This window comes from Enterococcus casseliflavus NBRC 100478, from assembly GCF_001544095.1.
GTDB lineage: Bacteria > Bacillota > Bacilli > Lactobacillales > Enterococcaceae > Enterococcus_D > Enterococcus_D casseliflavus.
Genome location: NZ_BCPT01000004.1, coordinates 21,329 through 46,921 on the forward strand (window position 1 = coordinate 21,329; position 25,593 = coordinate 46,921).

Below are 25,593 nucleotides of genomic sequence, written 5' to 3' on the forward strand. Positions count from 1 at the left end.
AATATTTTAGATAATGCTCGCATTTATCCCGAAAAAGCCTTATAATAAGGCGAATAAACTAAAGGAGTTGTCCGGTGTGAAAATACGTCGAAGTGAACGACTGATCGATATGACACATTACTTGTTGAATCATCCCCATGAATTGATTTCATTGTCCTTCTTTTCTAAACGATATGCCTCTGCAAAATCATCGATTAGCGAAGATTTATCTATTATCAAAAAGACCTTTAAAGAACGAGGAACAGGCATTCTTGATACCGTGCCAGGCGCTGCTGGCGGTGTTTTTTTTGTGCCTGAAATTTCTGAAGAAGAAGCGTATGCGTACGTCGAAGGGCTGGCAGAACGCTTGTCTGAGCAAGACCGTTTGTTGCCTGGCGGCTATGTTTATCTATCTGACTTATTAGGCGAACCGGAATTGCTGCGCCAAGTCGGCCGCATCATCGCTTCCAAATATTTAGGCGAACAAATCGATGCGGTGATGACCGTTGCTACTAAAGGAGTGCCGATCGCTCAAGCAGTCTCTTACTACTTGAATGTTCCCTTCGTGATCGTGCGTCGTGATTCCAAGATCACTGAAGGCTCGACCGTGAGTGTCAATTATGTCTCTGGTTCTTCAGAGCGCATCGAAAAAATGGAATTATCCAAACGCAGCTTAAAGCGCGGCTCTAGAGTATTGGTGGTCGATGACTTTATGAAAGGCGGCGGCACGGTCAATGGGATGAAGAGCTTGATTGAAGAATTTGAAGCCGAATTAGTCGGTATTACGGTTTTTGCCGAAACGAAATTCAAAGGCAAGCGGGCCATCAGCGATTACAGTTCTCTGCTGTATGTTGAAGATGTCGATACCCAGACCAAAACGATCTCGGTAGTACCGGGAAATTACTTTGAGAAAAAAGCCTGATTTTTTGTGGCTCTTAGACTGGCGCAAGCAGCTGTTTTTTAAACGGCGGCCGCCAGTCTTTTTTTTGATTGGTCTAGGTGGGGATTCCTTAAATCGTTGAAATTTACAAGTACTTGGGCTAAACTGTTTATAGGAAATTCAATGAACAAAAATCGTTCAGATTGATAGGAGTGGAATACGTGGACGCACGTTTTGCAATAATTTTAGCGGCTGGAAAAGGCACGCGCATGAAATCGAAGTTATATAAAGTGTTACATCCTGTTTGTGGCAAACCAATGGTGGAGCACATCATGAATCGAGTGGTGGAAACCAATCCTGAAGAGATCGTGACGATCGTCGGTCACGGGGCAGAAATGGTCAAAGAGCAACTGGGGGATCGCACCAACTATGCCTTACAAGCCGAACAATTGGGTACTGGCCATGCTGTCGTTCAAGCCGAATCGTTTTTAAAAGGCAAAAAAGGGACGACCTTAGTGATCAGTGGGGATACACCGTTATTGACGACGGAAACCTTGAATAACTTGTTCGATTACCACCAAGGGAAAAATGCGTCGGCGACAATCTTAACGGCGCAAGCGGCAGACCCAACAGGCTATGGCCGAATCGTGCGGGATCGTGTCGGTATCGTGGAGAAAATCGTTGAGCAAAAAGATGCGTCGATCGAAGAAGCGCTGATCCAAGAAATCAATACAGGGACGTATTGCTTCGATAATGAATTGTTATTTGACGCCTTGGCAAAATTAGATACGGACAATGCCCAAGGGGAGTACTACTTGACTGATATCATCGAGATCTTAAAGGAAGACGGCAAAATCATCGCTGCTTATCAAACCGAAGATTTTCATGAATCATTAGGAGTCAATGACCGCATCGCCTTAGCCGAAGCCAATCGCTTGATGCGTCAGCGGATCAATCGTCAGCACATGCAAAATGGCGTGACCTTGATCGATCCGGCAACGACTTATATCGACGAAGGTGTTGTGATCGGCTCAGATACTCTGATCGAAGCCGGTGTCACCATCAAAGGGAAGACGACGATCGGAGAAGACTGTGTCATTACGGCAGCTTCTGAAATAGAAGACAGCAAGATCGGCAACCAAGTGACGATCAAGGCATCGACGATCGAGGAGAGCATCATTCATGATGGCGCCGATGTCGGTCCCAATGCCCATCTTCGTCCCCATGCGGAAATTTTGGCCCATGCCCATATCGGGAACTTTGTGGAGGTCAAAAATGCGACGATTGGTGAAGGCACCAAAGTCGGACACTTGTCTTATGTTGGCGATGCGACCTTAGGCAAAAACATCAATGTCGGTTGCGGCGTAGTCTTTGTTAATTATGACGGCAAGAGCAAATTCAAAACGACTGTCGGCGACAATTGCTTTATCGGCTCTGGCTCCAATCTAGTTGCGCCATTGACCATCGAAGAGGAAACGATGATCGCTGCTGGCTCAACGATCACCAAAGATATTCCTAAACACAGTATGGCGATTGCCCGCGCCCGTCAGGAAAATAAAGCGGATTACGCGAAAAAGTTGCCTTATCTAAATTAGAAATAGCGAAATGACTTGATTTCTTAAGGAAAAATGACTACTATTTATTAGGAAGAAGATTCTAGTAAAAGGAGTCATTTTTTTCTAGATGAACGCAAAGAAAGTGGAGGTTCTCATGTCAAATCATTATTTTGATCCAAGATTGAAGATTTTTTCTCTGAACTCAAATCGTCCTTTGGCGGAAAAAATCGCAGCTGCAGTAGGTGTTGAATTAGGTAAGTGTTCAGTCAAACAATTTAGCGATGGTGAAATCCAAGTGAATATTGAAGAAAGTATTCGTGGTGCCCACGTCTACGTGATTCAATCAACCAGCAGCCCTGTAAACGATAACTTAATGGAATTGCTGATCATGATCGATGCTTTGAAGCGCGCCAGTGCGAAGACGATCAATGTAGTAATGCCTTATTATGGTTATGCAAGACAAGACCGCAAAGCGCGATCAAGAGAACCAATCACCGCAAAACTTGTAGCAAACATGATCGAAAAAGCCGGTGCGAACCGCATGGTTACACTGGATTTGCATGCCTCACAGATTCAAGGGTTCTTTGATATCCCAGTTGACCACTTGATGGGTGCACCATTGATCGCCAACTATTTCTTGGAAAGAGGCATTCAAGGCGATGACGTCGTCGTCGTTTCACCAGACCACGGGGGCGTGACTCGTGCCCGTAAATTAGCTGAGTTTCTTAAGTCACCAATCGCGATCATCGACAAACGTCGTCCGAAAGCCAACGTAGCGGAAGTCATGAATATCATTGGTCATGTTGAAGGCAAAACTTGTGTCTTGATCGACGATATGATCGATACTGCTGGTACCATCACATTGGCTGCGAATGCGTTGAAACAAGCAGGTGCTAAAAGTGTTTACGCCTCATGTACCCACCCTGTCTTGTCAGGACCTGCCTTGGAACGGATCGAAGATTCTGCCATTGAGCATCTAGTTGTGACAGATTCGATTCACTTGCCAGAAGACCGCAAGTCGAAAAAAATCGATGAGATCAGTGTCGGTGCCTTGATGGGCGAAGCGATCAAACGAATCCATGAGAACAAACCAGTCAGTCCACTGTTTGAATCAAAATTATCAATTTAATCGTGTCTAATCAGCATGAGAACAACAGCCAATGGTGGGTCTTTAGCCGCTCATTGGCTGTTTTTTTCTGAGGAGTTTCAGGATGTTTTTAGAAAAAACGATCGCAGTCATGTTTCTTTTCACCAATTTATGGTATTCTTGAAAGTGACTTGCGAAATGCAAGCAAAAAATAAAATAGAATCTAATCACAAAGGGGAGTCTGCAAAGGCTGAGAATGAGAGTACTCTAAACCCTTCGTACCTGTTTCGATCATGCGAACGTAGGAATTGTGACGAGTTGAAGTGTCCAACACTTCTCCTTTGTGAATTGTGATGATTCTAAAGGAGGAGTTTTTTTTTGAAACGAAAAATGTCGCTGCAGGTGTGGACGGAAGGAACGATGATCGCTGCAATTGGGGTCGTCTTGTCGTATATCCCGATCCAGACAGCCAATTCTAGTATCGACTTGTCTCTAGGTCTCGTGCCCTTGGTCTTGTATTCGTATCGTCGTGGGGTGCTGCCGGGAATGACAGCTGGATTTATGTGGGGCTTGCTGAATATCTTGATTGGTAGCGCCATGCGTAACTTTATCACCGTTCCACAGATTATCTTTGAATACCCCTTTGCCTTTGCTTTTGGCGGGATGGGCGGCTTGTTTGCTAATAAAATCCAGCAAGCGATCCGTCAAAACAGCAAAACCGTTACGTGGTATGTCGTCTTAGGGGGCATCGTGGCGGTGATCAGCCGTTGGTTTTGGCATTATTGGGCTGGGGTCTTTGTCTGGGGAATGTACGCACCGCCAGGACAAAGTCCGTATCTGTATTCCTTGATCTTTAATGGATCATCGGTCATTATCAATATCGTTTATGTAGGGGTCGTCCTAGGTCTCTTAGTCAAGGCAGCCCCGAAATTATTTGTCCCGAAAGCTTAGTTTTAGAAATGGAACCATCAAAAAATGTCTTGATGCTCTTTGAGAAAGAGAAGCATCAAGACATTTTTTTGTCGATAAAGCCAAACGCTAGATCTTCTTGGTCGATTTCCAACGACCAGCTTTTTTTGCTGGCTGAATAGCGTAAAACAGCGATTTGATCCAGCTCTTTTTGATTGACCAGCGTGTTTTTTAAGCCAGCATCTTCTGACAGATAGATCGGGATCGTATAGGTTCTGTCGATCAATTGTTCTTGTGTTAGACAAAAGACGATGCCTTCTTGCATGATTCCCCGCAATTCTTTCAGCAAATTAAAATCGAGCTTTTCCACCGGTGTTGCTTTTTTAAAAAAGGAGAGGCGATCATTGATTTTTTCTAAGACGATGCGGGTGATCCGATCCGCCAAGATCCGATAATATTCATCTAAATAGCGATAATAAACGCGGGAACGTGCATCTTTTAAGTCAAAGAAAACAAAGTTATTTTGCAGTTTGTAAAAGAAAGGGGAGTGGAGGTGTGTCTTCATGTGGCCAAAATATAACAACTCGGAGATCTCTAAAGGCGTCAATTCTTTGACCATCTCGTAATCATTAAAATCGATCCACTTCATTTCTTCGGCAACACGACCTTTGTTGATCTGCTGAAAAAACAGTTGAACGTCTTCCATTCCGCGTATCACTTTTAAGCCCGTATGACCGTCGAATTCGCCGAAATCACTGGAAGGATCAAGCAAGAGCAAATTCTTGGGCTGATGGACGATGCTCTTGTTAAAATCTTGGGGGGCAAGCCCGCGGGTCAAGACGGCATTGCTGGTTGTATCAATATGTACGTAAATCGTGTTAGACATGCCGATCGATCCCTCCTATATACTAAGTTCATTCTACAACAAAGCGCTGAAAATTGCTTGTATCTTTTCGTTTAAAGTTATATTACAAAATAACAGAAAAAACAATTTTTAAGTTCCCTTTTTCAACAAAAAAAGGCAAATCTTGTCTTTTCGTAAAAAAACTGGCCAAAATTGGCGTCTTTATGAGGATTTTGGTATGATAAAAGAAGAAACTAATGGAGACGAAAACCTATGAGAAAAAAGAAACGCAGACTTTCGAATTGGCTGAGCAATCTCTTTTTGCTTTTGCTGTTATTGATTGGTTTAGCATTGATTTTTAATAATCAAATCAAAAATTATTTTATTAAACAAACAGGTGAAGCATACGCAGTCGGCACCATTGATCGCAGTGATGTGGAAAAAAATATGGAAGCGGAAGCGACCTTTGATTTTGATGCCGTGGAGCCGGCAAGTTCAGAAGCAGTCTTACGGGCGCAGCTGAGCAACAAAGCCTTGCCAGTGATCGGCGGCGTGGCGGTTCCTAGCGTGGGGATCAATCTGCCGATTTTTAAAGGCTTGGCCAACGAGGCCTTGCTGTATGGTGCTGGTACGTTAAGTCCCACCCAAAAAATGGGGGAAGGCAATTACGCACTAGCCAGCCATCGCGCTCAATCGCCAGAGCTTTTGTTTACACCATTGGATGATGTCGCCATCGGGGCGGCTATCTATGTGACCGATCTGGAAAATATTTACACGTATACCGCGACTTCTTCTGTGCGGGTCGATCCGACCGATGTCTATTTGCTTGACGAAGTAGAAGGCCGCAAGATGATCACGCTGATCACTTGTGGCGAAATGGGCGGTGTCACCCGTCGTGTGATCCAAGGTGATCTGGAATCTGTAACGCCTGTCGACGAAGCAACGGATGAGATGCTGGCGGCATTCAACATGGCACAACGAACATTTTAATCAAAAGAATAGCTCGAGTGGTACGGCAGCTGGCGTGTCATTCGTCTATTCTTTTTTGCTTGAGGAGGCGTCTTGATGAAAGTGAAAAAACTGACTTCGATCGATTTTCTTGCACAAAGGGCAGCGTTTCAAGAAAGCCGACTCGTCTTTTCCTTTTTTGAGTCGCATTCAAAAGCGCGACGAGCCTTTCTAGCCGATATAGCGCAGCAGGGCTGGCAGATCGACAGCCGTTACGGACGTTTTTACCTTGCTGGGCAGTTTGATTTTGACCAAAAGACACTGACTATCACCAATCTGCTGGTGGAAGCAGCCGCCGATTTTACTTGGAAACAACTGCTAGCCGTGACAGAAAGCTTTGCTCGCAGTCGTTTTGTAGCAGCTGTCTCGTGGCAACTTCCTCATCGAACCCCCTTGGCTGAGTGGTTTATCCAGCAAGGGTATCAGGTGGTCCCTCAAGGGTATCAAAGAGCGCTAGCTTATCAGACGGCGCTGGTTTTAGGCGGTGGCGGTGCTCACGGGGCGTATCAAATTGGTGTTTGGCAAGCGCTGCAAGAACGGGGCATCACCTTTGAATGGATCACGGGAACTTCCGTCGGTGCCTTGAATGGCGCCTTGATTTTAATGAACGATGTGGAAGCGGCCGTCGATTTATGGGCAAATATCTCTAACGAGCAAGTATTGCACTATCCGCTTGCTTCGGTACGTGCCCAAACACTGCGAGATTTGATGAATCAAGCCAATTCGCTGGTCCGCGAAGCGGTCAAAAGCAACGGTGCCAGTACCGAACCCTTGGCAAAGCTTTTGCAAAAGACCTTTGATCAAGAAAAATTCAGCCAAACCGCTTGTCGTTTGCTGATCTGTACGACTCGTCTGCCCGATTTCAAGGAGACGGTTTATGCCTTTGATCCATCCGCAGTAGAGGAAAATCTGCATTGGTTGTTGGCATCCGCTTCATTTTATCCAGCGATGCAGGCGCAAAAAATTAACGACGCTTATTACATCGATGGCGGCTATCGCAACAACCTGCCCATCGATGTCGCTGTCCAGCAAGGGGCAACGGAATGTATCACCGTGGATGTCCAAGGGCCTGGCATCAATAAAAGGACGGTTGTTACGGAAGAAACTGCGCAGCTTTCGTTGGGGTCTCCTTGGTCCTTAGGCAGCTTTTTGGTTTTTGATGCCCAGCGTTCGCTGGATAATATGACCTTAGGCTATTTGGAAACCTTGAAAGTGTTCGGCAAATACCAAGGCCATTGGTATACCTTTGAAAGGACGGTTGATTTTCAGCCGTTATGGCGGGGCTTTTTGAAAGAGCTGCGCCAGACAGACCCGCTGTTTTATCAGGAACTAAAGAAAAAAGAATTTTGGAAAAAAATGCGTAAATTCTATCAACAGGATGTGCCATTTGAGCAGTGGGGGCGTATACTGATAGAGTGTACCGCGAAAGTATTGTATCTAGCGCCTACAGTGATTTATGAGCAGGAAACGATTCTAACGGCTTTAGCTGAAAAAATTGCGCTAAAGGCAGTGGAAGAAGCCGATGCCTGGTCGATCACCGAGTGGCTGAGCTATTATCGCGACCGTTTTTTTGTCTTGTCCGAGCAAAACCGCTTTTTCTTTTTTTATCGGACGCAGCAATTGAATCTGCCCGCCCTTCAGCAGATTCGGCGGCGTTACCCGCTGACTGCTTTAATGGCAGCGTATAGTCACTATCTTTTGAAAGGAGCAGAAAATGGATAAATTTTCGTATGAAATCGTTGAAGAGATCGCCGTGCTTTCGGAAAATCAAAGAGGCTGGCGCAAAGAATTGAATTTGGTGAGCTGGAATGGGCGTCCGCCAAAATTTGATCTGAGAGATTGGGGCCCAGAGCACGAGAAGATGGGCAAAGGCGTGACCTTATCCAATGAAGAATTTGCAGAACTTAAAAAAGCCCTGCTTTCCATGTAAGAAAGCAAAGCGGTGAGGAGTGATCAAATGAAAAGTATGACTGGTTTTGGCAAAGGCAGTGCAGAAACGCCAGATGTGCAGATCGAAATTGAGATCAAAAGTGTCAATCAGCGCTTTTTGGACCTGCAGCTGCGAATGCCCAAACAATTGAATCCTCTAGAAGGTGCTTTACGGCAGTCGATCAAGCAGACCCTCCAGCGAGGACGAATCGAATTGTATGTGACTTTAAAAGAAAAAACCGCAAATACGAAACAGATCGAGATCCAATGGGACTTGCTGGAACGTTTCATGCAGGAAATCGATACCGAAGCCAAAGACCGTTTTGACCTAGCAGAGCTGCCAAAAGCAGCATTGCTGGAACAATTCCTGCTCCATGAGGCCTTTCTAACGATCTCTGATCAAGAGCCAGAAGAAAGCACCTTGGCCGATGGCGTGATGGAAGCATTAGATCAAGCGCTGGCAGCGATCGATCAAAGCCGCTGGGTGGAAGGGCAAGGTATTTTGCAGATCTTGCAAGAAAACCAGCGACAGCTGCAGGAAAAGCTGACAGAACTCAAACAATTCGTGGGCCTCTATGAGGCGGACTACCAAGAACGCTTTGAAAAGAAACTGACTGCTTATTTAGGGGAAGAAGTCGATCGCGATCGTTTACTGACAGAGTTGGCGATTTTATTAGAACGCGGCGATATTCACGAAGAACTGGATCGTTTAAGTATCCATTTAACGACGATGACGGAGCTGCTGGCAGCTGAGACACCGATAGGTCGAGAGCTGGATTTCTTGATCCAAGAGATGAACCGAGAAGTCAATACGATTGGCTCAAAATCAAGTCCGATCCAAATCAAAAACAGTGTCGTCCAAATGAAGACGATCATTGAAAAAATCAGAGAACAAGTTCAAAACATCGAGTAGGAGGAATGAACCAATGAAATATTACGATATCACCTTTCACGAACTAAGCGGAAAAAATGTCATCAAGCGCAGTATTCCTTCTGACAAAGAGAATTTCTCTGCGTGGGAAGATGCTTGCGTAGCCATCGAGCCAGATTTTCTCCATCTATTAGTTGATGGCGTAGCTGTTTCTTTAAATCGTCGGTACATCGTACGTATCGATTGCCAAGAAGTGACGGATCCTACTGAAAAAGCGATCACCGCTAAAGACGAATTGGCAGGGGTCATCAATACCTTAAGCAACATGGGCTTTTAAGAAAGCGGCCGAAGTGTAGACTAGCAATTTCATGAAATTCCCATTATAATAAAGTAGTTCTTGAAAGTTGCTGAAAAAAAGTGCAAAATAGACGTTAAGCAAATGTCAGTGAAAGGACGTCATTATGTCAGAGCGAGGATTACTTATAGTTTTATCAGGACCTTCCGGAGTAGGGAAAGGGACCGTGCGCAAAGCAATTTTTGAGAGTGACGACAACGATTTTCAATATTCCGTTTCAATGACCACTCGTCAAAAACGCGAGGGGGAAGTGGAAGGGGTCGATTACTATTTCCGCACGCGTGAAGAATTTGAAGCCTTGATCGAAGCCGGTGAAATGCTGGAATACGCCGAATATGTCGGCAATTATTATGGAACCCCATTATCTTATGTCCAACAGACACTGGATCAAGGAAAAGATGTGTTTTTAGAGATCGAAGTGCAAGGGGCAAAACAAGTAAAAGACAAAGTTCCCGATGGTGTGTTTATTTTTCTGACGCCACCTGATCTGGCAGAATTACGCTCTCGTATTACAGGAAGAGGAACCGACTCTGCCGAAGTGATCGATGAACGGATGCGTGTCGCCCGTGAAGAAATCGAAATGATGGCTTTATATGATTATGCCGTTGTCAATGATGAAGTACCTAAGGCAGTCCAACGAATTCGCGAAATTATTTCGAGTGAACATTTTCGCGTTGACCGAGTGATCGGAACCTATATCAAAATGTTAGAGGAGCTGTAAGAAATATGATGTTAAAACCTTCAATCGATTCTTTGTTGGATCGTGTCAATTCAAAATATTCATTAGTGATCTTAGCAAGCAAACGGGCGCATGAACTTGATGCCGGTGCGCAAGCAACACTAGAAAACTTTGATTCAGTGAAAAGCGTGGGTCAAGCACTTGAAGAAATCGAAGCGGAATTAGTCGTTAATGATCCGCATCCAGAAATCAAGCGTGCCCGCTTGAAAATGGAACAAGAAGAGCGCAAAGCGCAAAAAGACCAAGAACAAAAAGAATTAGAAGCGCGTATCCGCGACGAACAAAAGCTATAGACAAAAGCAAGCTAGAGCACGCCTGTGTTCTGGCTTTTTCTTTTGAATGATGATGGTTAAATTTTTGTAAGGGGTACAGACAAACCCCCACCCATTTAGTAAAATAGAACCTAAAAGGAGGAGAAGAAATGGCGTACATAGCAGAAGTGATCGTGGATGTTCCCACGATGCAGACCGATCAGCCTTTTACCTATCTGATCCCATCAGAATTACAAGCCGCCATTGAGACAGGGATGCGGGTCGAAGTGCCATTTGGCAAGGGCGACCGCCATATCCAAGGGTTCGTCGTCGGCCTTTCAGAAGTTGCCGAACCGCAGCAGACCTTAAAACCAATCGTTCGTTTGTTGGATTTGTCGCCTGTCGTCAATGAAGAACTTCTCCAATTAGCCGACTACATGAAGGAAACGACCTTTGCCTTTAAGATCACTTGCTTGCAGACGATGCTGCCTAGTGTGATGAAAGCCGAGTACCAAAAGCAGATCGTTTTGCTGGAAGGAAATCATCCCATCAAAGAATATTTTCCCGAAAACGGCATCCTCAGCTGGCAAGACGCCGAAAGTGCAGGGCTGTTGCCGCAGTTGAAGCCTTTGCGGGAAGCCGCAGTAGTTGAATTGCAGTATCTCGTGAAAAATAAAAACAAAGCGAAAATGACCCGTTACATTGAACGCAAGATCGATCCAGCAGAAATCCCCGCCGTCCAGCAACAGCTGCGCAAAGGGTCCAAACGCAAGCTGGAAATCTTACAGATTTTGACAGAGGAAGCCCGCTTGCCGGTTTCCTTTTTTACCGAACAAGGGATTTCCACCGCGGCTTTAAACCAAGCGCAAGAAGCTGGTTGGCTGACCTTTACGGAAGTTGAAGCCTACCGTGATCCTTACAAAGACCGTCAATTTCAAAAAACGGTCCCGCTTGAATTAAATGAAGAACAGGCAGCTGCAGTAGCGCAAATCACTGCTTGTGCGGATAACCAAGAGGCACAGACTTTTTTACTGGAAGGGATCACCGGCAGTGGAAAAACAGAAGTCTATCTGCAAGCGATCGCCCAATTGCTGAAACAAGGCAAAACCGCGATCATGCTCGTGCCAGAGATCGCATTGACCCCGCAAATGGTCGAACGCTTTAAAAGCCGTCTCGGCGACGCAGTGGCTGTTTTACACAGCGGCTTGTCCCAAGGTGAAAAATACGATGAATGGCGTAAGATCGAACGTGGGGAGGCGCAGGTGGTGGTTGGCGCCCGCTCGGCGATTTTTGCTCCGTTGAAAAACATCGGGGTCATCATCGTCGATGAGGAGCACGAAGCCTCCTACAAGCAAGATGAAGCCCCTCGTTACCATGCGAGAGATTTAGCGATTTGGCGCAGCCAGTACCATCACTGTCCAGTGGTGTTAGGCAGTGCGACGCCGTCATTGGAATCTCGTGCCCGGGCGCAAAAAGAAGTCTACCGCTTATTGAAATTGAATCAGCGGGCAAAAACCAGTGCGCAATTACCGCAGATCGAAGTCGTGGATATGCGTACCGAATTTGCCAATAAAAAGTATCAAACCTTTTCTCGTCCGTTACAGGAAAAAATTACAGACCGCTTGGCCCGCAAAGAACAGATCGTCTTGCTGCTGAATCGGCGCGGCTACTCTTCCTTCGTGATGTGCCGCGATTGTGGGTATGTTTTGCCTTGCCCAAATTGCGACATCTCCTTGACGCTGCATATGGATACCAAAACGATGCGCTGTCATTATTGCGGACATGAAGAACACATCCCCCATCTTTGCCCCAACTGCAATGCAGACAAGATTCGGTATTACGGAACGGGCACGCAAAAAGTGGAAGAAGAGTTGAAAGAACTGTTTCCCGAAGCGCGGGTCTTACGGATGGATGTCGATACCACCCGCAAAAAAGGCGCCCATGAAAAAATCTTGACCTTGTTTGGGGAGAAAAAAGCGGATATTTTGTTAGGGACTCAAATGATCGCCAAAGGCTTGGATTTCCCTGATATCACACTGGTAGGGGTCTTGAATGCCGATACCGCCTTGAATTTGCCAGATTTTCGTTCGAGTGAACGGACGTTCCAGCTGTTGACTCAGGTCAGTGGTCGAGCAGGTCGGGCGGAAAAAACCGGCGAAGTGGTGATCCAAACATTCAACCCTGAGCACTACGCCATCCAATTGGCGCAGTCGCAAGATTACGAAGATTTCTATCAAAAAGAGATGTGGATGCGGCACCAAAGCGGCTATCCACCGTATTATTTCACCGTCAAAATCACCTGCAGCCATCCCGAAGAGCAAGTCGCAGCTCAGAAGATGTTTGCGATCGCGCGGGATCTGCAGCAGGAGCTGTCACCGCAGAGTATTTTGTTGGGGCCGGCACCCAGTGCGATTTTACGGGTGAAAAACCGTTATTACTACCAATTGATCATTAAATACAAAAATGAACCGCAGCTACCTGCTTTGTTGACCCGTCTGTTGGATCAAAGTCAAATCGATCAGCGCAAAGGATTGTACGTGTCGATTGACCAAGAGCCGTTGAATTTTATTTAGAGGAGAAAATATGCGTTATCCTATTATTATCACCCCCGATGAACGTCTTCGTCGGCAAGCAAAACCCGTCAAAGTTATTACCGATGAGCTCGTTCAGCTACTAGACGACCTTTATGAAACGATGGTCGCCCACGACGGGATCGGTATTGCCGCACCGCAAGTCGGCAAAAACCTGCAAGTGGCGATCGTGGAAGTCGAAGAAGACGACCGCTTTGAAATGATCAACCCTGAGATCATCGCTTCTTCTGGTGAATCCCTTGATGTGGAAGGCTGCTTGAGTATTCCCCACACCTTTGGGACCGTCAAACGAGCAGACGAGATCACTGTCCGCTATTTCGACCGAGAAGGAGAGGAAATGGAAGTGGAAGCATTCGGCTACTTGGCGCGTGCGATGCAGCATGAGATCGATCATTTAAATGGCGTGCTGTTTGTCGACAAGCTCGTCGAACGCATTCCTGAAGAAGACTTAGAAAAGTATATGGAGGAACATGAAAATGACTAAAATCGTCTTTATGGGTACCCCGGCGTTTTCCGTCCCAATTTTAGAAGGCTTGCTTGAAGCCGGCTATGAAGTGGCAGCAGTCGTGACACAGCCGGATCGTCCCGTCGGTCGCAAAAAAACCATCACTCCGACCCCCGTTAAAGAAGCGGCGATGAAGCATGGCTTGTTGGTTTTACAACCAGAAAAAATCAGTGGGTCACCAGAAATGGAGCAGATTCAAGCTTTAGCACCTGATCTGCTGATCACGGCAGCTTTCGGCCAATTTTTACCTAGTGCTTTACTAGAAGTACCAAAGCATGGCGCTATCAACGTTCATGCGTCCCTACTGCCGAAATACCGTGGCGGAGCACCTGTGCATTATGCCATCATGGAAGGGGAGCAAGAAACGGGTGTAACCATCATGGAAATGATCAAAAAAATGGATGCTGGCGGTATTTTTGCTCAAGCTCGTTTGCCGATCACGGCCCAAGATGATGTGGGGACGATGTTTGATAAGTTGAGCTTATTAGGCAAAGACTTGCTGCTGGAAACTGTGCCGAAAATCTTGTCGGGAGAGCTGCAGCCTGTCCCGCAAGAAGAAGCAAAAGTCACCTTTTCACCAAATATCAGCCGTGAACAAGAAGCCATCGACTGGCAGAAAACGGCGGTGCAAATCGATGCCCAAGTCCGAGGCATGCGACCATGGCCGATCGCCTTTACGACACAAAATGGCAACCGCTGGAAACTTTGGCAAGTAACACCGCTGGAGCAAACGACGACAGCCCAGCCAGGAACGATCATTGAACGGACGAAAAAAACGTTGCTGATCGCTTGTGGGGAAGGCACGGTATTGGCTATCGATGAATTGCAGCCAGCTGGAAAAGGCCGACAAGACATTGCTGCATTCTTAAACGGCAGTGGACAACAGATTCAAAAAGGGGATCAGGTAGGTACCTATGAAGCGTAATCTTGGAGACATACAATATACAGTGCGTTTTGTGGCACTAGAAGCGTTGTTGCGAATCGAAAAAGGCGGCGCTTATTCCAATCTACTGCTGCGGGAATTGATGAATCAAGGGCGTTTAAATGACAAAGACGGTCGCTTATTGACTGAATTGGTGTACGGCACCATCAGTCGTCAGCTTTTATTGGATTATTATTTGGATCGCTTTATTAAAAATGCCCGCAAAGTTGACCCGTGGGTCAAAACGCTGCTGCGGCTTTCCTTGTATCAGATGCTGTATCTCGATAAAGTACCCGCCCATGCCATCATTCATGAAGCCGTGGATATTGCGAAAGCCAAAGGCAATCCGGGAACTGGAAAATTCGTCAATGGCGTCCTGCGCACGATCCAACGACAAGGAGTGCCAGACTTGGCATTGATCAAAGACCCAATGGAACGTTTAGCAACGGAAATCAGTTTGCCCCTGTGGCTAACGAAGAAACTAGTCAAACAAATTGGGATCGAAGAAACCAGTGAGCTGGGCTATGCCCTATTTGAACCCAATCATGCCAGTGGTCGTATCGATCTGCAGCGCATCTCGCAAGCAGCAGCGATCGAACGGCTGCAAGAAGAAGGCATCGACGCACGACCAAGTGAGCTTTCCCCCTATGGGGTTGTGGCTGACAAAGGCTTTATGGCGGGCTCGTCCCTCTACAAAGAAGGTTTACTGACGATCCAAGATGAAAGTTCGATGCTGGTTGCCCCCGTTTTACAAGTAGCCCGAGACCATCAAGTACTGGATGCCTGCGCAGCACCAGGAGGCAAAACGACCCATATCGCTGCCTTCTTGTCTGCCGCAGAGGGCGGCAAAGTGACAGCATTGGATATCCATGCCCATAAGGTTAAGCTGATTCAGCAAAATGCCCAACGTTTAGGCGTCGAAGCAGTTGTGGAGACCCGCGTGATGGATGCGCGGGAGACGGCTCAAACCTTTGCACCCGAACAATTTGATCGCATCTTAGTGGATGCCCCTTGTTCTGGATTAGGGTTGATGCGCCGTAAACCGGACATCAAATACAGCAAGACGGAAGCCGATTTCCAACGCTTGCCGCAGATTCAGCGAGAGATTTTGGAAAGTGCCGCCCCAACCCTGAAAAAATCGGGTATAATGGTCTACAGCACATGCACGATTCTAGCGGAAGAAAATCAACAAGTCGTGGCAGCGTTTCTCGCTGACCATCCTGAATTTAAGCAAATGCCTCTTGCGGTAGGACCGCTGGCAGCCGAAGCGGTTCAAGAGGATATGTTGACGATCTATCCGCAAGATTTTATGACAGATGGCTTTTTTATCAGTTGTCTACGCAAAAAGTAACGAGGTGAAAGAAATTGGAGATTCGTTTTCAAACAGATGTCGGCAAACGTCGCAACACAAACCAAGATTTTGCAGCAACCTATGTAAATAAAGCCAATGTGACATTGGCCTTGCTTGCCGATGGCATGGGGGGCCACCGGGCCGGAGATGTCGCTAGCCGTCAAGCAGTCAGTGAGATCGGCACCGCTTGGGAACAGACAGAGCTGACAGACAGTGAAAAAACTGCCCAATGGCTGATCCAAAAAATCCAAGCGGAAAGCCAAGTGATTTTCCAAAAAGGACAAGAACAAGAAGAACTTAGCGGCATGGGCACCACGATCATTGCTGTGGCCTTATTAGGCGACCAGTTTACGATCGCCAATGTCGGGGACAGCCGTGCCTATCTTTTACGCAATCAAGTGCTGACTCAAATCACAGAGGACCATTCACTGGTCAATGAATTGGTGAAGTCGGGACAAATCACGGCAGAAATGGCCTTGAATCATCCTCGCAAAAACGTTTTGACCCGCTCGATCGGTATGCCAAGCGAAGTCGAAGTCGATGTGGCGATCCACTTTATTGCAGACGGGGATTATTTGCTGCTGTGTTCAGATGGATTGACCAACATGGTCTCAGATGAAGAGATCACAGCAACGATCCAAGAAACCCCTGTGCTGGAAGAAGCAGTGCAATCATTGATCGATCAAGCCAACGAACGCGGTGGTGTCGACAATATCACGGTATTATTGATTAAAGTTGGAGGAGAGCGCCCATGATCGAAATTGGGAAGAAGATAAACGGCCGATACAAAATCATCGGCAATATCGGCAGCGGCGGAATGGCAAATGTGTTTTTGGCGCATGACTTGATCTTAGACCGTGAAGTGGCAATCAAAGTGCTTCGTTTTGACTTCCAAAACGACCAAAGTGCGATTCGGCGCTTTCAACGAGAAGCCTTGGCGGCGACTGAGCTGGTTCATCCAAACATCGTAACCGTTTATGATGTCGGCGAAGAAGACGGCATGCAGTTTTTGGTGATGGAATATGTCAAAGGGATGGATCTCAAGCGCTATATCCAAACGCACTATCCCGTACCTTATTTGCAGATCGTTGATATCATCCAACAAATTTTATCAGCGGTGGCATTGGCCCATCAGCACCGCATCATTCACCGGGACCTAAAGCCCCAGAATGTGCTGATCAATGAAGACGGCGTGGTGAAAATCACCGATTTTGGGATCGCGATCGCCTTATCAGAAACATCAATCACCCAAACCAACTCGATGCTAGGCTCGGTGCATTATCTTTCACCAGAACAAGCACGAGGCAGTATGGCGACCAATCAATCGGATATTTATGCGATCGGGATCATTCTCTATGAAATTTTAACGGGCAAAGTACCCTTTGATGGCGAATCAGCCGTAACGATCGCCTTGAAACATTTCCAAGATGAGATCCCTTCGATTCGGATCTATGACAAAAATGTTCCGCAATCGCTGGAAAACGTCGTATTGAAGGCGACCGCCAAAGAACCGGCGGATCGGTACAAAACTGCCGATGAAATGCGAGCGGACCTTGATACCGTGTTGTCTCCTGACCGACTCAATGAACCGAGATGGGAACCTCATGCCCTGATGGATGAAACGAGAGTGCTGACTCCTGTGGAAGCAGCCCAAGTCGAAACGCCGCCAGTAGAAGAACCCGTAGAAGATAAGGTTGCGGATCAAGCTGAAGAACCAGCGCAGCCGAAAAAGAAAAAACGCAAACGGTGGCTGCTGCTGTCCATCATTATGGTGATCGCACTGCTAGGCATAGGCAGTTACTTCCTATTCGGCGGTGGTCGGGGAGATGTGGCAATTCCTGAAGTCAGTGGTCAAACAGAAGCAGCTGCCCGTGCCGAGCTGGAAGCTGCTGGTTTGCAAGTGGCAGACGAGGTAGAAGAAATCGAAGACGATGAAGTCGAAGCAGGCAATGTCGTCAAGACCGATCCGCCAGAAGGCAATGAAGTCAAAAAGAATTCCGTCGTGACTCTTTATATCAGCAGTGGGACCAAGAAAATCACTCTTGATGATTATGAAGGTCGTTCCTTCGATGATGTCAAAAAAGAGTTGATCGATTTGGGCTTTGATGAAGACAGGATCAAAGAAGAGCTAGAGTCGTCAGATGATGTCGATGAAGGGGATATTATCAGTCAATCACCAGCAGCAGGGCGGGAAGTTTCCCCAGCAGAAGACGAAATCACCTTTAAGGTCAGCTCCGGACCAGATAGCTTCGCAATGGACAACTATTATGGCATGACAGAGGCAGATGCACGAGCAGCATTGACTTCTCGTGGGGTAAGCCTCTCACAAATCAATGTCACTTACGAATCCAGTAGCCAACCGGAAGGTACGATCATTGGTCAAGCACCAGCGAGTGGCGAGTCCGTTGTGACTTCCAGAACCATCATTACATTAACTGTCAGCAGCGGGCAAGAAATGGTCAATGTACCAAGAATCGTTGGCAAAAGCCAAGCCGATGCAGAAGCAGATTTGAATGAAGCAGGACTGCAGTATACGATAGAACAAGAATCTGATTATAACGACTCTGTGCCTGCTGGAGAAGTAGTGCGCGTTACGCCCGGAGCAGGTACTTCTGTAGCAGTAGGAAGTTCTGTTACCGTGACGGTTTCCAGAGGTCCTCGACCACAGGATTCTTCTTCGTCAAGCAGCTCATCCTCCTCAAGCAGCAGCTCGTCAACGAGTGAAAGTAGTTCAGAAAGTACGCAATAAGACGAACGTTTATGTTAGAAGAACAAGCAGCTCGTCGGGGACCAAAGAATTCTCTTTTTGTTCCCCGACGAGCTGCTTGTTTCTTTTTGTAGCTAAAAAAGCTGAAGCGAGGGATAAGCGTCTTTAAAATTTCCTTTAGACCTTCCTTTTGTGCAAGCGTACATCTTTCCAAGGATTCAAAAATTGGGTATAATGAAGGTCAGAATTAGTCAAGGGAGGGAATGAATTGAGTCATCACAACACTTCCGATTTGATTGAAGCATATTTGAAGAAAATTCTTGAAGACAGTGAAACCATTGAGATTCGTCGCGCAGAAATGGCAAATTTGTTCAACTGCGTGCCCTCACAAATAAATTACGTGATCAATACCCGCTTTACCGTTCAAAGAGGCTATGCGGTTGAAAGTAAACGCGGCGGGGGCGGCTATATTCGGATCGAGAAAGTCAAAATTACTGACAGCCACCACTACTTAAAAGAAATGAATCAATTATTCGATGAAACCATCTCGGAAAAAGATGCGTATGCAATAATCCAGAAACTTTATGAGGAAGGAATCCTGTCCAAGCGAGAAGGCAATTTATTGTTGACCGTCATCGCGAAAGCAGTTCTAGGACGTTCTCCTTATGAAAATAGAACACGAGCAGATTTGCTCCATGCAATTCTAGAACGATTAAGTTACGAAGACAGGAAGTGAAAGAGATGGATGAATTATTCACCCAACGCGCGAAAGCCGTTTTGGCTATCGCCCAAGAAGAAGCAAAATACTTTAAGCACCAAGCGGTAGGTTCTGAACATATTCTATTGGCACTGGTCATTGAACAAAACGGGATCGCTGGCAAAACGTTACGGGAAATGAATATCACAGAAAACGATATTCGTGAAGAAATCGAACATTTAACAGGGTACGGCACCGTTCGTCAATACCCAGAAAACGCCTATCTCGCGTATTCACCACGAGCAAAACATACATTTGCTTATGCAGGGGATGAAGCCAAGCGTTTAGGGGCTCCACAAATCGGTACCGAACATCTATTATTAGGCTTATTAAGAGACGAAGACATTTTGGCTTCACGAATCATGCTGAATCTCGGCTTGAGTCTCGCGAAAATGCGTCAGCTTTTGAAGAAAAAAATGGGTTTCAATGAAAGCAAAACCAACGGAAGTGCTGGTCGTCGTCGTCCAGCCCAAGCCAAAGCGCAGCAAGGAACACCGACCTTGGATTCCTTAGCCCGTGATTTGACCAAATTAGCCCGTGAAAAACGACTAGATCCTGTTGTCGGTCGTGCCAAAGAAGTCAAACGGCTGATCCAGATCCTTAGCCGTCGGACCAAAAACAACCCTGTTCTCGTTGGGGAACCTGGTGTTGGGAAAACCGCGATCGCCGAAGGCTTAGCCCAAAAAATCATCAATGGGGAAGTCCCAGAAGACATGCAAAACAAACGTTTGATGATGCTGGACATGGGGGCTTTAGTTGCTGGAACGAAATACCGTGGAGAATTTGAGGACCGAATGAAAAAAATCATCGATGAGATCTATCAAGATGGTCAAATCATCTTATTCATTGATGAATTGCATACACTGATTGGGGCCGGCGGAGCCGAAGGGGCGATTGATGCCTCGAATATTCTGAAACCAGCCTTAGCCCGTGGAGAATTGCAAACCATCGGTGCCACGACATTAGATGAGTATCAAAAATACATTGAAAAAGATTCTGCGTTAGAACGCCGTTTTGCCCGAGTGCAAGTCGACGAACCAACACCAGAAGAAGCGGAAGAAATTTTGCGCGGCTTGCGTCCTCGTTATGAAGAACATCATGGGGTGGAAATTTCTGATGATGCGTTACACGCCGCTGTGCAATTGTCCGTACGTTACATCAATTCGCGCCAATTACCAGATAAAGCCATCGATTTGATGGATGAATCAGCAGCTAAAGTGCGTCTAGACAAAACCGATGAAAGTTCGGAATTGGCAGATCTACAAAACGAGATCGCTAACTTGATCGAAGAAAAAGAAGCAGCCATTCGCCAGCAAGATTTTGAAGCAGCAGCTCGTCTGCGGATCAAGGAAAAGAAATTGACCCAACAACTGACGGAAGTGGCGTTTATGGAAGTCAAAGAAGCGTCAGGCTATGCCGATAGTGTTACTGCAGAAGATGTTGCTACGGTCGTTTCCCAATGGACTGGTGTACCTTTGCAACAGATGGAGAAAAAAGAAAGCGAACGCTTGTTGGATCTTGAAAAGATCTTGCATCAACGGGTAGTTGGCCAAGAAGAAGCGGTCAAAGCAGTCGCTCGTTCAATCCGTCGCGCCCGCAGTGGGTTGAAAGACCCCAACCGTCCAATTGGTTCCTTCATGTTCTTAGGCCCGACTGGTGTCGGGAAAACCGAGCTTGCTAAAGCCTTAGCGGAAGCGATGTTTGGTAGTGAAGATGCCTTGGTTCGTGTCGATATGTCCGAATTTATGGAAAAATACAGCACGAGCCGTTTGATCGGTTCACCGCCAGGCTATGTCGGCTATGACGAAGGTGGGCAATTGACGGAAAAAATCCGTTCAAAACCTTACTCCGTCATCTTATTGGACGAGGTGGAAAAAGCCCATCCCGATGTCTTCAATATCCTCTTGCAAGTGCTAGATGATGGTCATTTGACGGATGCCAAAGGTCGGAAGGTCGATTTCCGCAACACGATTTTGATCATGACCTCTAATATCGGTGCCCAACAAATCCGCGAAGAAAAAAGCGTTGGATTCAATGTCACTGATTTAACGAAAGATCACCAAGCGATGCAAAAACGGATCTTAGAAGAGCTGAAAAAAGCCTTCCGTCCAGAGTTCTTGAACCGTGTGGATGAAACAGTGGTCTTCCAATCCTTAGGTGAAGGGGAGATCCACGAGATCGTGAAGATTATGAGCAAAGCGATCATCAAACGGTTAAGCAACCAAGACATCCAATTGAAGATCACGCCATCTGCCATCGATGTGATCGGTAAAGCTGGTTTTGATCCAGAATATGGGGCACGGCCGATTCGTCGAGCATTGCAAAAAGAAGTCGAAGACCGTTTAAGTGAAGCACTCCTATCAGGACAAATTCATTTAGGTGACAAAGTGACGATTGGTGCTTCCAAAGGATCGATCACTCTCAATGTCAAAGAGGGACAAGCACGTGTCTTGCAACAAGTTTAAGTCGAGCCAATAACGGCAGCGGCGTTTCTATGGTCGAGCAATCGGCATCCATAGAAACGTCGCTTTTCTGTCTTGCTATGTCTAGTAGTGATCAAGTAATCTCTATTAATTATGATTGATGATTCACAAAAAAATATCCTTCTAAATAGCTTTATGGCAACGATTTATTAATGAAAAAAGCATGATTCGTGAAAAAAAGAGTAACGAGACCTCTTGGAAAGAATCCTGCTGTGTGATACTATGAATGAGTTGAAAAAAGGAGGAGTATTATGGTTGAGATTATCGCCACGGTGGAATCGATCGAGCAAGCACAGCAGCTCATCCCTTATGTTGATACATTGTTTTTTGGAGAAGAGACATTCGGGCTGCGCCTACCGGCCTCTTTTTCTCGTGAAGAGCAAATCAGACTGATCGACATGGCCCACGAAGCTGGAAAGAAAGTGACGATCGCAGTCAATGGCATCATGCATCCAGAAAAAATGAAGCGGATTCCAGAATACCTAGCATTTCTGAAGACCAATCAAGCCGATCAAATCGCTCTCGGAGATCCTGGGATCATTTACCGCATGAAGCAAAATCCAGAATGTGCCGTGCCATTTATTTATGCAGGGGAAACCTTAGTAACGAGCGCTCGTCAAATCAATTTTTGGGGACAAAAAGGAGCAAAGGCAGCCGTTTTAGCGCGAGAAGTTCCTTTCGAGGAAATGAAAATCATGGCACCACAACTAAATATTCCTGCGGAAGTATTGGTTTATGGTGCGACCTGCATTCACCAATCGAAGCGTCCGCTTTTACAAAATTATTATAACTATACCCAACAATCGGAAGAAAAGAACCACGACCGTGGGTTGTTTTTATCTGAACCGAAAAAAGAAGAAACTCACTATTCCATTTATGAAGATAGCCACGGCACGCACATTTTTGCCAATAACGACATCAATCTGATGCTGCAGCTGGGGGAATTAGCCGCAACAGGCTTTCAAACCTGGAAGCTGGACGGAATCTATACACGAGGGGCTGCCTTTGTGGCAATTGCTAAGCTGTTTGCCCAAGCCAAGAGCCTTGTGGAAAGTGGGAAGTGGCAAGCAGAGCAAGCAACTGTGCTCAGTGAACAAGTTGCCCAACTTCATCCAGCAGAACGTGGGTTGGACACTGGATTTTATGCCATCGATCCTGACGATATCAAGTAAGGAGCAAGAACAAATGACCGTTAAACAAGCATTGAAACGACCAGAAGTGTTAGCACCAGCTGGTACGTTAGAAAAATTAAAAACAGCGATCCACTATGGCGCTGACGCTGTCTATATCGGCGGCAATGCCTATGGTCTACGGAGTCGCGCGGGAAACTTTACCTATGAAGAAATGGCGGAAGGGGTGGCTTTTGCCAAAGCCCACAACGCAAAAGTCTATGTAGCAGCCAACATGGTGACCCACGAGGGCAATCAAGAAGGTGCAGGGGAATTCTTTCGGGAATTGCGAGATGTCGGTATTTCGGCAGTGATCGTTTCTGATCCCGCTTTGATCCAGATCTGCGCAACAGAAGCGCCAGGTCTACCGATCCATTTGTCCACCCAAGCCAGTGCCACGAACTATGAAACATTGGAATTTTGGCGGGAAGAAGGCCTAGAACGGGTCGTTCTCGCCCGAGAAGTGTCCATGGAGGAAGTCGCTGAGATCCGCAAAAATACTAGCGTGGAGATCGAAGCCTTTATTCATGGCGCCATGTGTATTTCTTATTCTGGCCGTTGTACTTTGTCCAATCATATGTCGATGCGAGACGCCAATCGCGGCGGCTGTTCGCAATCTTGCCGCTGGAAATATGATCTGTTTGACATGCCCTTTGCAACGGAACGAAACAGTTTGACTAAAAACGGGACAGTGGAAGAAGAGTTTTCCATGAGTGCCGTGGATATGTCGATGATCGAACATATCCCTGATTTGATTGAAAACGGCGTGGATAGTTTCAAAATCGAAGGCCGCATGAAATCGATCCACTATGTTTCAACCGTGGCGAACGTTTATAAAGCAGCCGTGGACAGTTACATGGCCGATCCAGAGAACTATGTCTGCAAACAAGAATGGATCGATGAACTGTGGAAAGTTGCGCAGCGAGAGCTTGCCTCAGGCTTTTACTACGATACCCCAAGTGAAAATGAGCAGTTGTTTGGTCCGCGTCGGAAAATTCCGCAATACAAATTTATTGGGGAAGTCATGGCGTATGATCCGGCAACAAAAACAGCTACGATTCGGCAACGGAACCACTTTTCCGTTGGCGATGAAATCGAATTTTACGGTCCCGGATTCCATCACTTTCACCAAACCGTCGAAGTCATGTATAATGAAGACGGTGAATCCATCGATCGTGCACCAAATCCTATGATGCTGCTGACGATGCCGGTCAAAGAACCGGTGGAAGTCGGAGACATGATTCGGAAGAAAAAATAAGGTCGAGAGTTTCTCTCGGCTTTTTTTGTTGAATCAATCCAGCCAAAAAGGATCGATGAGAACATAGACAATCTCAAGGAGGAAACAACAAATATGGAAACATACGACTACATAGTAATTGGCGGCGGCAGCGGCGGGATCGCCTCAGCCAATCGTGCAGGGATGCACGGCGCCAAAGTATTATTGATCGAAGGCAATGAATTAGGTGGCACCTGTGTCAATGTCGGTTGTGTACCGAAAAAAGTCATGTGGCAAGCCAGTGAGATGTTAGAAATGATCAAACGGGACGCAACTAGCTACGGCATTTATCCACATGTGGATAAATTTGATTTTACTGAGCTTGTGGATAACCGTGAAAAATACATTGATTTTTTACACACAGCCTATCAAAAAGGCTTAGACAGCAATAATGTAGAAGTTATCCACGGTTATGCACAGTTTGTGGATAACCACACGATTACCGTCAATGGGGAAAACTACCATGCAGCAAACATTTTGATCGCCACCGGTGGAAAACCTAGCGCGATGAATATTCCCGGCGGTGAGTACGCCATTGACTCGAATGGTTTTTTTGCGCTGCGAGAAGCACCAAAGCGTATGGTCGTCTTAGGGGCAGGCTACATCGCAGCCGAAATCAGCGGTGTCAGCCAACAGCTGGGCAGCCAAGTGGCTTGGGCGTACCGCAAAGAGCGGCCATTACGAACCTTTGACAAGATGCTTGCGGATAACCTCGTGGAGATGTACCAAGAATCAGGGATCGAAACTTATGCAGGCTACGTTGCCTCTCGTATCATTAAAGAAGGTGACGAGTATATCGTTCACTTTGAAAATGGCGAAACCTTGACCGGCGATTGCGTCCTTTTTGCTGGTGGTCGCGTGCCGAATACGGATAAGTTAGGCCTAGAAAACACCGATGTCCAATTGGATGAAAAAGGGTTTATCATTGTGGACAAATATCAAACTACTACGGCTGACTCGATTTTTGCAGTGGGCGATGTCATTGGAAAATTGGATTTGACCCCGGTTGCGATCGCCGCCGGTCGTCGCTTGTCTGAACGCTTGTTCAACGGTCAAAGCGATGCGTACTTGGATTATCACTTAGTACCGACGGTCATCTTTACGCATCCACCGATTGCCACGATTGGTTTATCCGAAGAAGCAGCCTTGGCAAAATACGGCCAAGAGCAGATAAAGGTGTATCGTTCCCGCTTTACACCGATGTACTTTGCTTTAAATGAGTATCGCCAAAAATGTGAGATGAAACTGGTGTGCTTAGGAGAAGAAGAAAAAATCATCGGTCTGCACGGCATCGGGATCGGTGTCGATGAAATGCTGCAAGGCTTCGCTGTAGCCATCAAAATGGGTGCTACAAAAGCAGACTTTGATCAAACCGTTGCCATTCATCCGACGGGGTCAGAAGAATTTGTGACGATGCGTTAAAA

Annotated in this window: 23 protein-coding genes and 1 riboswitch; of the genes, 22 read left to right on the forward strand and 1 reads right to left on the reverse strand. The window is 46.4% G+C overall.

The window, feature by feature from the left end; genetic code table 11:
- Window positions 1–76: 76 nt before the first annotated feature.
- From purR to thiT, 4 genes are all read left to right on the forward strand, one after another.
- A complete protein-coding gene (gene purR, locus ECA1_RS04515) occupies window positions 77–901 on the forward strand; it encodes a pur operon repressor (protein WP_005230273.1) in 825 nt (274 codons plus the stop codon).
- Window positions 902–1,080: 179 nt separating this feature from the next.
- Window positions 1,081–2,454: a bifunctional UDP-N-acetylglucosamine diphosphorylase/glucosamine-1-phosphate N-acetyltransferase GlmU gene (gene glmU / locus ECA1_RS04520; RefSeq protein ID WP_005230274.1), complete on the forward strand. Its 1,374-nt coding sequence runs from the start codon at window positions 1,081–1,083 to the stop codon at window positions 2,452–2,454.
- A gap of 115 nt (window positions 2,455–2,569) precedes the next feature.
- Window positions 2,570–3,544, forward strand: a complete 975-nt coding sequence (locus ECA1_RS04525) for a ribose-phosphate diphosphokinase (RefSeq protein WP_005230276.1) — start codon at window positions 2,570–2,572, stop codon at window positions 3,542–3,544.
- Between the two features lie 181 nt (window positions 3,545–3,725).
- A riboswitch (TPP riboswitch) is annotated at window positions 3,726–3,827 on the forward strand.
- Window positions 3,828–3,880: 53 nt separating this feature from the next.
- A complete protein-coding gene (gene thiT, locus ECA1_RS04530) occupies window positions 3,881–4,453 on the forward strand; it encodes an energy-coupled thiamine transporter ThiT (RefSeq protein ID WP_015510621.1) in 573 nt (190 codons plus the stop codon).
- A 55-nt stretch (window positions 4,454–4,508) separates the two neighbouring features.
- On the opposite strand, the gene ECA1_RS04535 is transcribed toward thiT, so the two are convergent.
- A complete protein-coding gene (locus tag ECA1_RS04535; RefSeq protein WP_005230281.1) occupies window positions 4,509–5,297 on the reverse strand; it encodes a hypothetical protein in 789 nt (262 codons plus the stop codon).
- Window positions 5,298–5,528: 231 nt separating this feature from the next.
- Here ECA1_RS04535 and ECA1_RS04540 point away from each other — a divergent pair, with 231 nt between their 5' ends.
- From ECA1_RS04540 to gor, 18 genes are all read left to right on the forward strand, one after another.
- The gene (locus ECA1_RS04540) at window positions 5,529–6,245 is read left to right on the forward strand and encodes a class A sortase (protein ID WP_005230283.1); all 717 of its coding nucleotides are present in this window, start codon (window positions 5,529–5,531) and stop codon (window positions 6,243–6,245) included.
- Window positions 6,246–6,320: 75 nt separating this feature from the next.
- Window positions 6,321–7,985 carry a patatin-like phospholipase family protein gene (locus ECA1_RS04545; RefSeq protein ID WP_060791864.1) on the forward strand — a complete coding sequence of 555 codons (1,665 nt, stop codon included), beginning with the start codon at window positions 6,321–6,323 and terminating at the stop codon, window positions 7,983–7,985.
- Entirely contained in the window at window positions 7,978–8,193 is a 216-nt protein-coding gene (locus tag ECA1_RS04550) for a YdbC family protein (RefSeq protein WP_005230288.1), read from the forward strand. Before ECA1_RS04545 ends, ECA1_RS04550 begins: the two co-directional genes overlap by 8 nt.
- A gap of 27 nt (window positions 8,194–8,220) precedes the next feature.
- Entirely contained in the window at window positions 8,221–9,105 is an 885-nt protein-coding gene (locus ECA1_RS04555; protein ID WP_060791865.1) for a YicC/YloC family endoribonuclease, read from the forward strand.
- 13 nt (window positions 9,106–9,118) lie between these two features.
- Window positions 9,119–9,400 carry a hypothetical protein gene (locus tag ECA1_RS04560; protein WP_005230307.1) on the forward strand — a complete coding sequence of 94 codons (282 nt, stop codon included), beginning with the start codon at window positions 9,119–9,121 and terminating at the stop codon, window positions 9,398–9,400.
- Window positions 9,401–9,524: 124 nt separating this feature from the next.
- Window positions 9,525–10,139 carry a guanylate kinase gene (gmk, locus tag ECA1_RS04565; protein WP_005230308.1) on the forward strand — a complete coding sequence of 205 codons (615 nt, stop codon included), beginning with the start codon at window positions 9,525–9,527 and terminating at the stop codon, window positions 10,137–10,139.
- A 5-nt stretch (window positions 10,140–10,144) separates the two neighbouring features.
- Window positions 10,145–10,450, forward strand: a complete 306-nt coding sequence (gene rpoZ, locus ECA1_RS04570) for a DNA-directed RNA polymerase subunit omega (protein ID WP_005232977.1) — start codon at window positions 10,145–10,147, stop codon at window positions 10,448–10,450.
- 128 nt (window positions 10,451–10,578) lie between these two features.
- The gene (gene priA, locus ECA1_RS04575; protein ID WP_060791866.1) at window positions 10,579–12,981 is read left to right on the forward strand and encodes a primosomal protein N'; all 2,403 of its coding nucleotides are present in this window, start codon (window positions 10,579–10,581) and stop codon (window positions 12,979–12,981) included.
- A gap of 10 nt (window positions 12,982–12,991) precedes the next feature.
- Window positions 12,992–13,483 (forward strand): peptide deformylase, encoded by a 492-nt coding sequence (gene def, locus ECA1_RS04580; protein WP_005230314.1) that lies wholly within the window; start codon window positions 12,992–12,994, stop codon window positions 13,481–13,483.
- On the forward strand, window positions 13,476–14,429 hold the full coding sequence (fmt, locus tag ECA1_RS04585) for a methionyl-tRNA formyltransferase (protein ID WP_010748863.1): 954 nt from the start codon (window positions 13,476–13,478) through the stop codon (window positions 14,427–14,429). Before def ends, fmt begins: the two co-directional genes overlap by 8 nt.
- A complete protein-coding gene (rsmB, locus tag ECA1_RS04590; protein ID WP_060791867.1) occupies window positions 14,419–15,777 on the forward strand; it encodes a 16S rRNA (cytosine(967)-C(5))-methyltransferase RsmB in 1,359 nt (452 codons plus the stop codon). The genes fmt and rsmB overlap by 11 nt, the downstream gene beginning before the upstream one ends.
- Window positions 15,778–15,791: 14 nt before the next feature.
- Window positions 15,792–16,532 (forward strand): Stp1/IreP family PP2C-type Ser/Thr phosphatase, encoded by a 741-nt coding sequence (locus ECA1_RS04595; RefSeq protein WP_005230317.1) that lies wholly within the window; start codon window positions 15,792–15,794, stop codon window positions 16,530–16,532.
- A complete protein-coding gene (pknB, locus tag ECA1_RS04600) occupies window positions 16,529–18,526 on the forward strand; it encodes a Stk1 family PASTA domain-containing Ser/Thr kinase (RefSeq protein ID WP_060791868.1) in 1,998 nt (665 codons plus the stop codon). The genes ECA1_RS04595 and pknB overlap by 4 nt, the downstream gene beginning before the upstream one ends.
- 226 nt (window positions 18,527–18,752) lie before the next feature.
- Window positions 18,753–19,220: a CtsR family transcriptional regulator gene (locus ECA1_RS04605; RefSeq protein WP_005230319.1), complete on the forward strand. Its 468-nt coding sequence runs from the start codon at window positions 18,753–18,755 to the stop codon at window positions 19,218–19,220.
- A 5-nt stretch (window positions 19,221–19,225) separates the two neighbouring features.
- On the forward strand, window positions 19,226–21,706 hold the full coding sequence (locus tag ECA1_RS04610; RefSeq protein ID WP_010748867.1) for an ATP-dependent Clp protease ATP-binding subunit: 2,481 nt from the start codon (window positions 19,226–19,228) through the stop codon (window positions 21,704–21,706).
- A 269-nt stretch (window positions 21,707–21,975) separates the two neighbouring features.
- A complete protein-coding gene (locus ECA1_RS04615; RefSeq protein WP_060791869.1) occupies window positions 21,976–22,896 on the forward strand; it encodes a peptidase U32 family protein in 921 nt (306 codons plus the stop codon).
- Window positions 22,897–22,909: 13 nt separating this feature from the next.
- Entirely contained in the window at window positions 22,910–24,151 is a 1,242-nt protein-coding gene (locus ECA1_RS04620) for a peptidase U32 family protein (RefSeq protein ID WP_008381725.1), read from the forward strand.
- A gap of 93 nt (window positions 24,152–24,244) precedes the next feature.
- Entirely contained in the window at window positions 24,245–25,591 is a 1,347-nt protein-coding gene (gene gor / locus ECA1_RS04625) for a glutathione-disulfide reductase (protein ID WP_060791870.1), read from the forward strand.
- Window positions 25,592–25,593 lie beyond the last annotated feature (2 nt).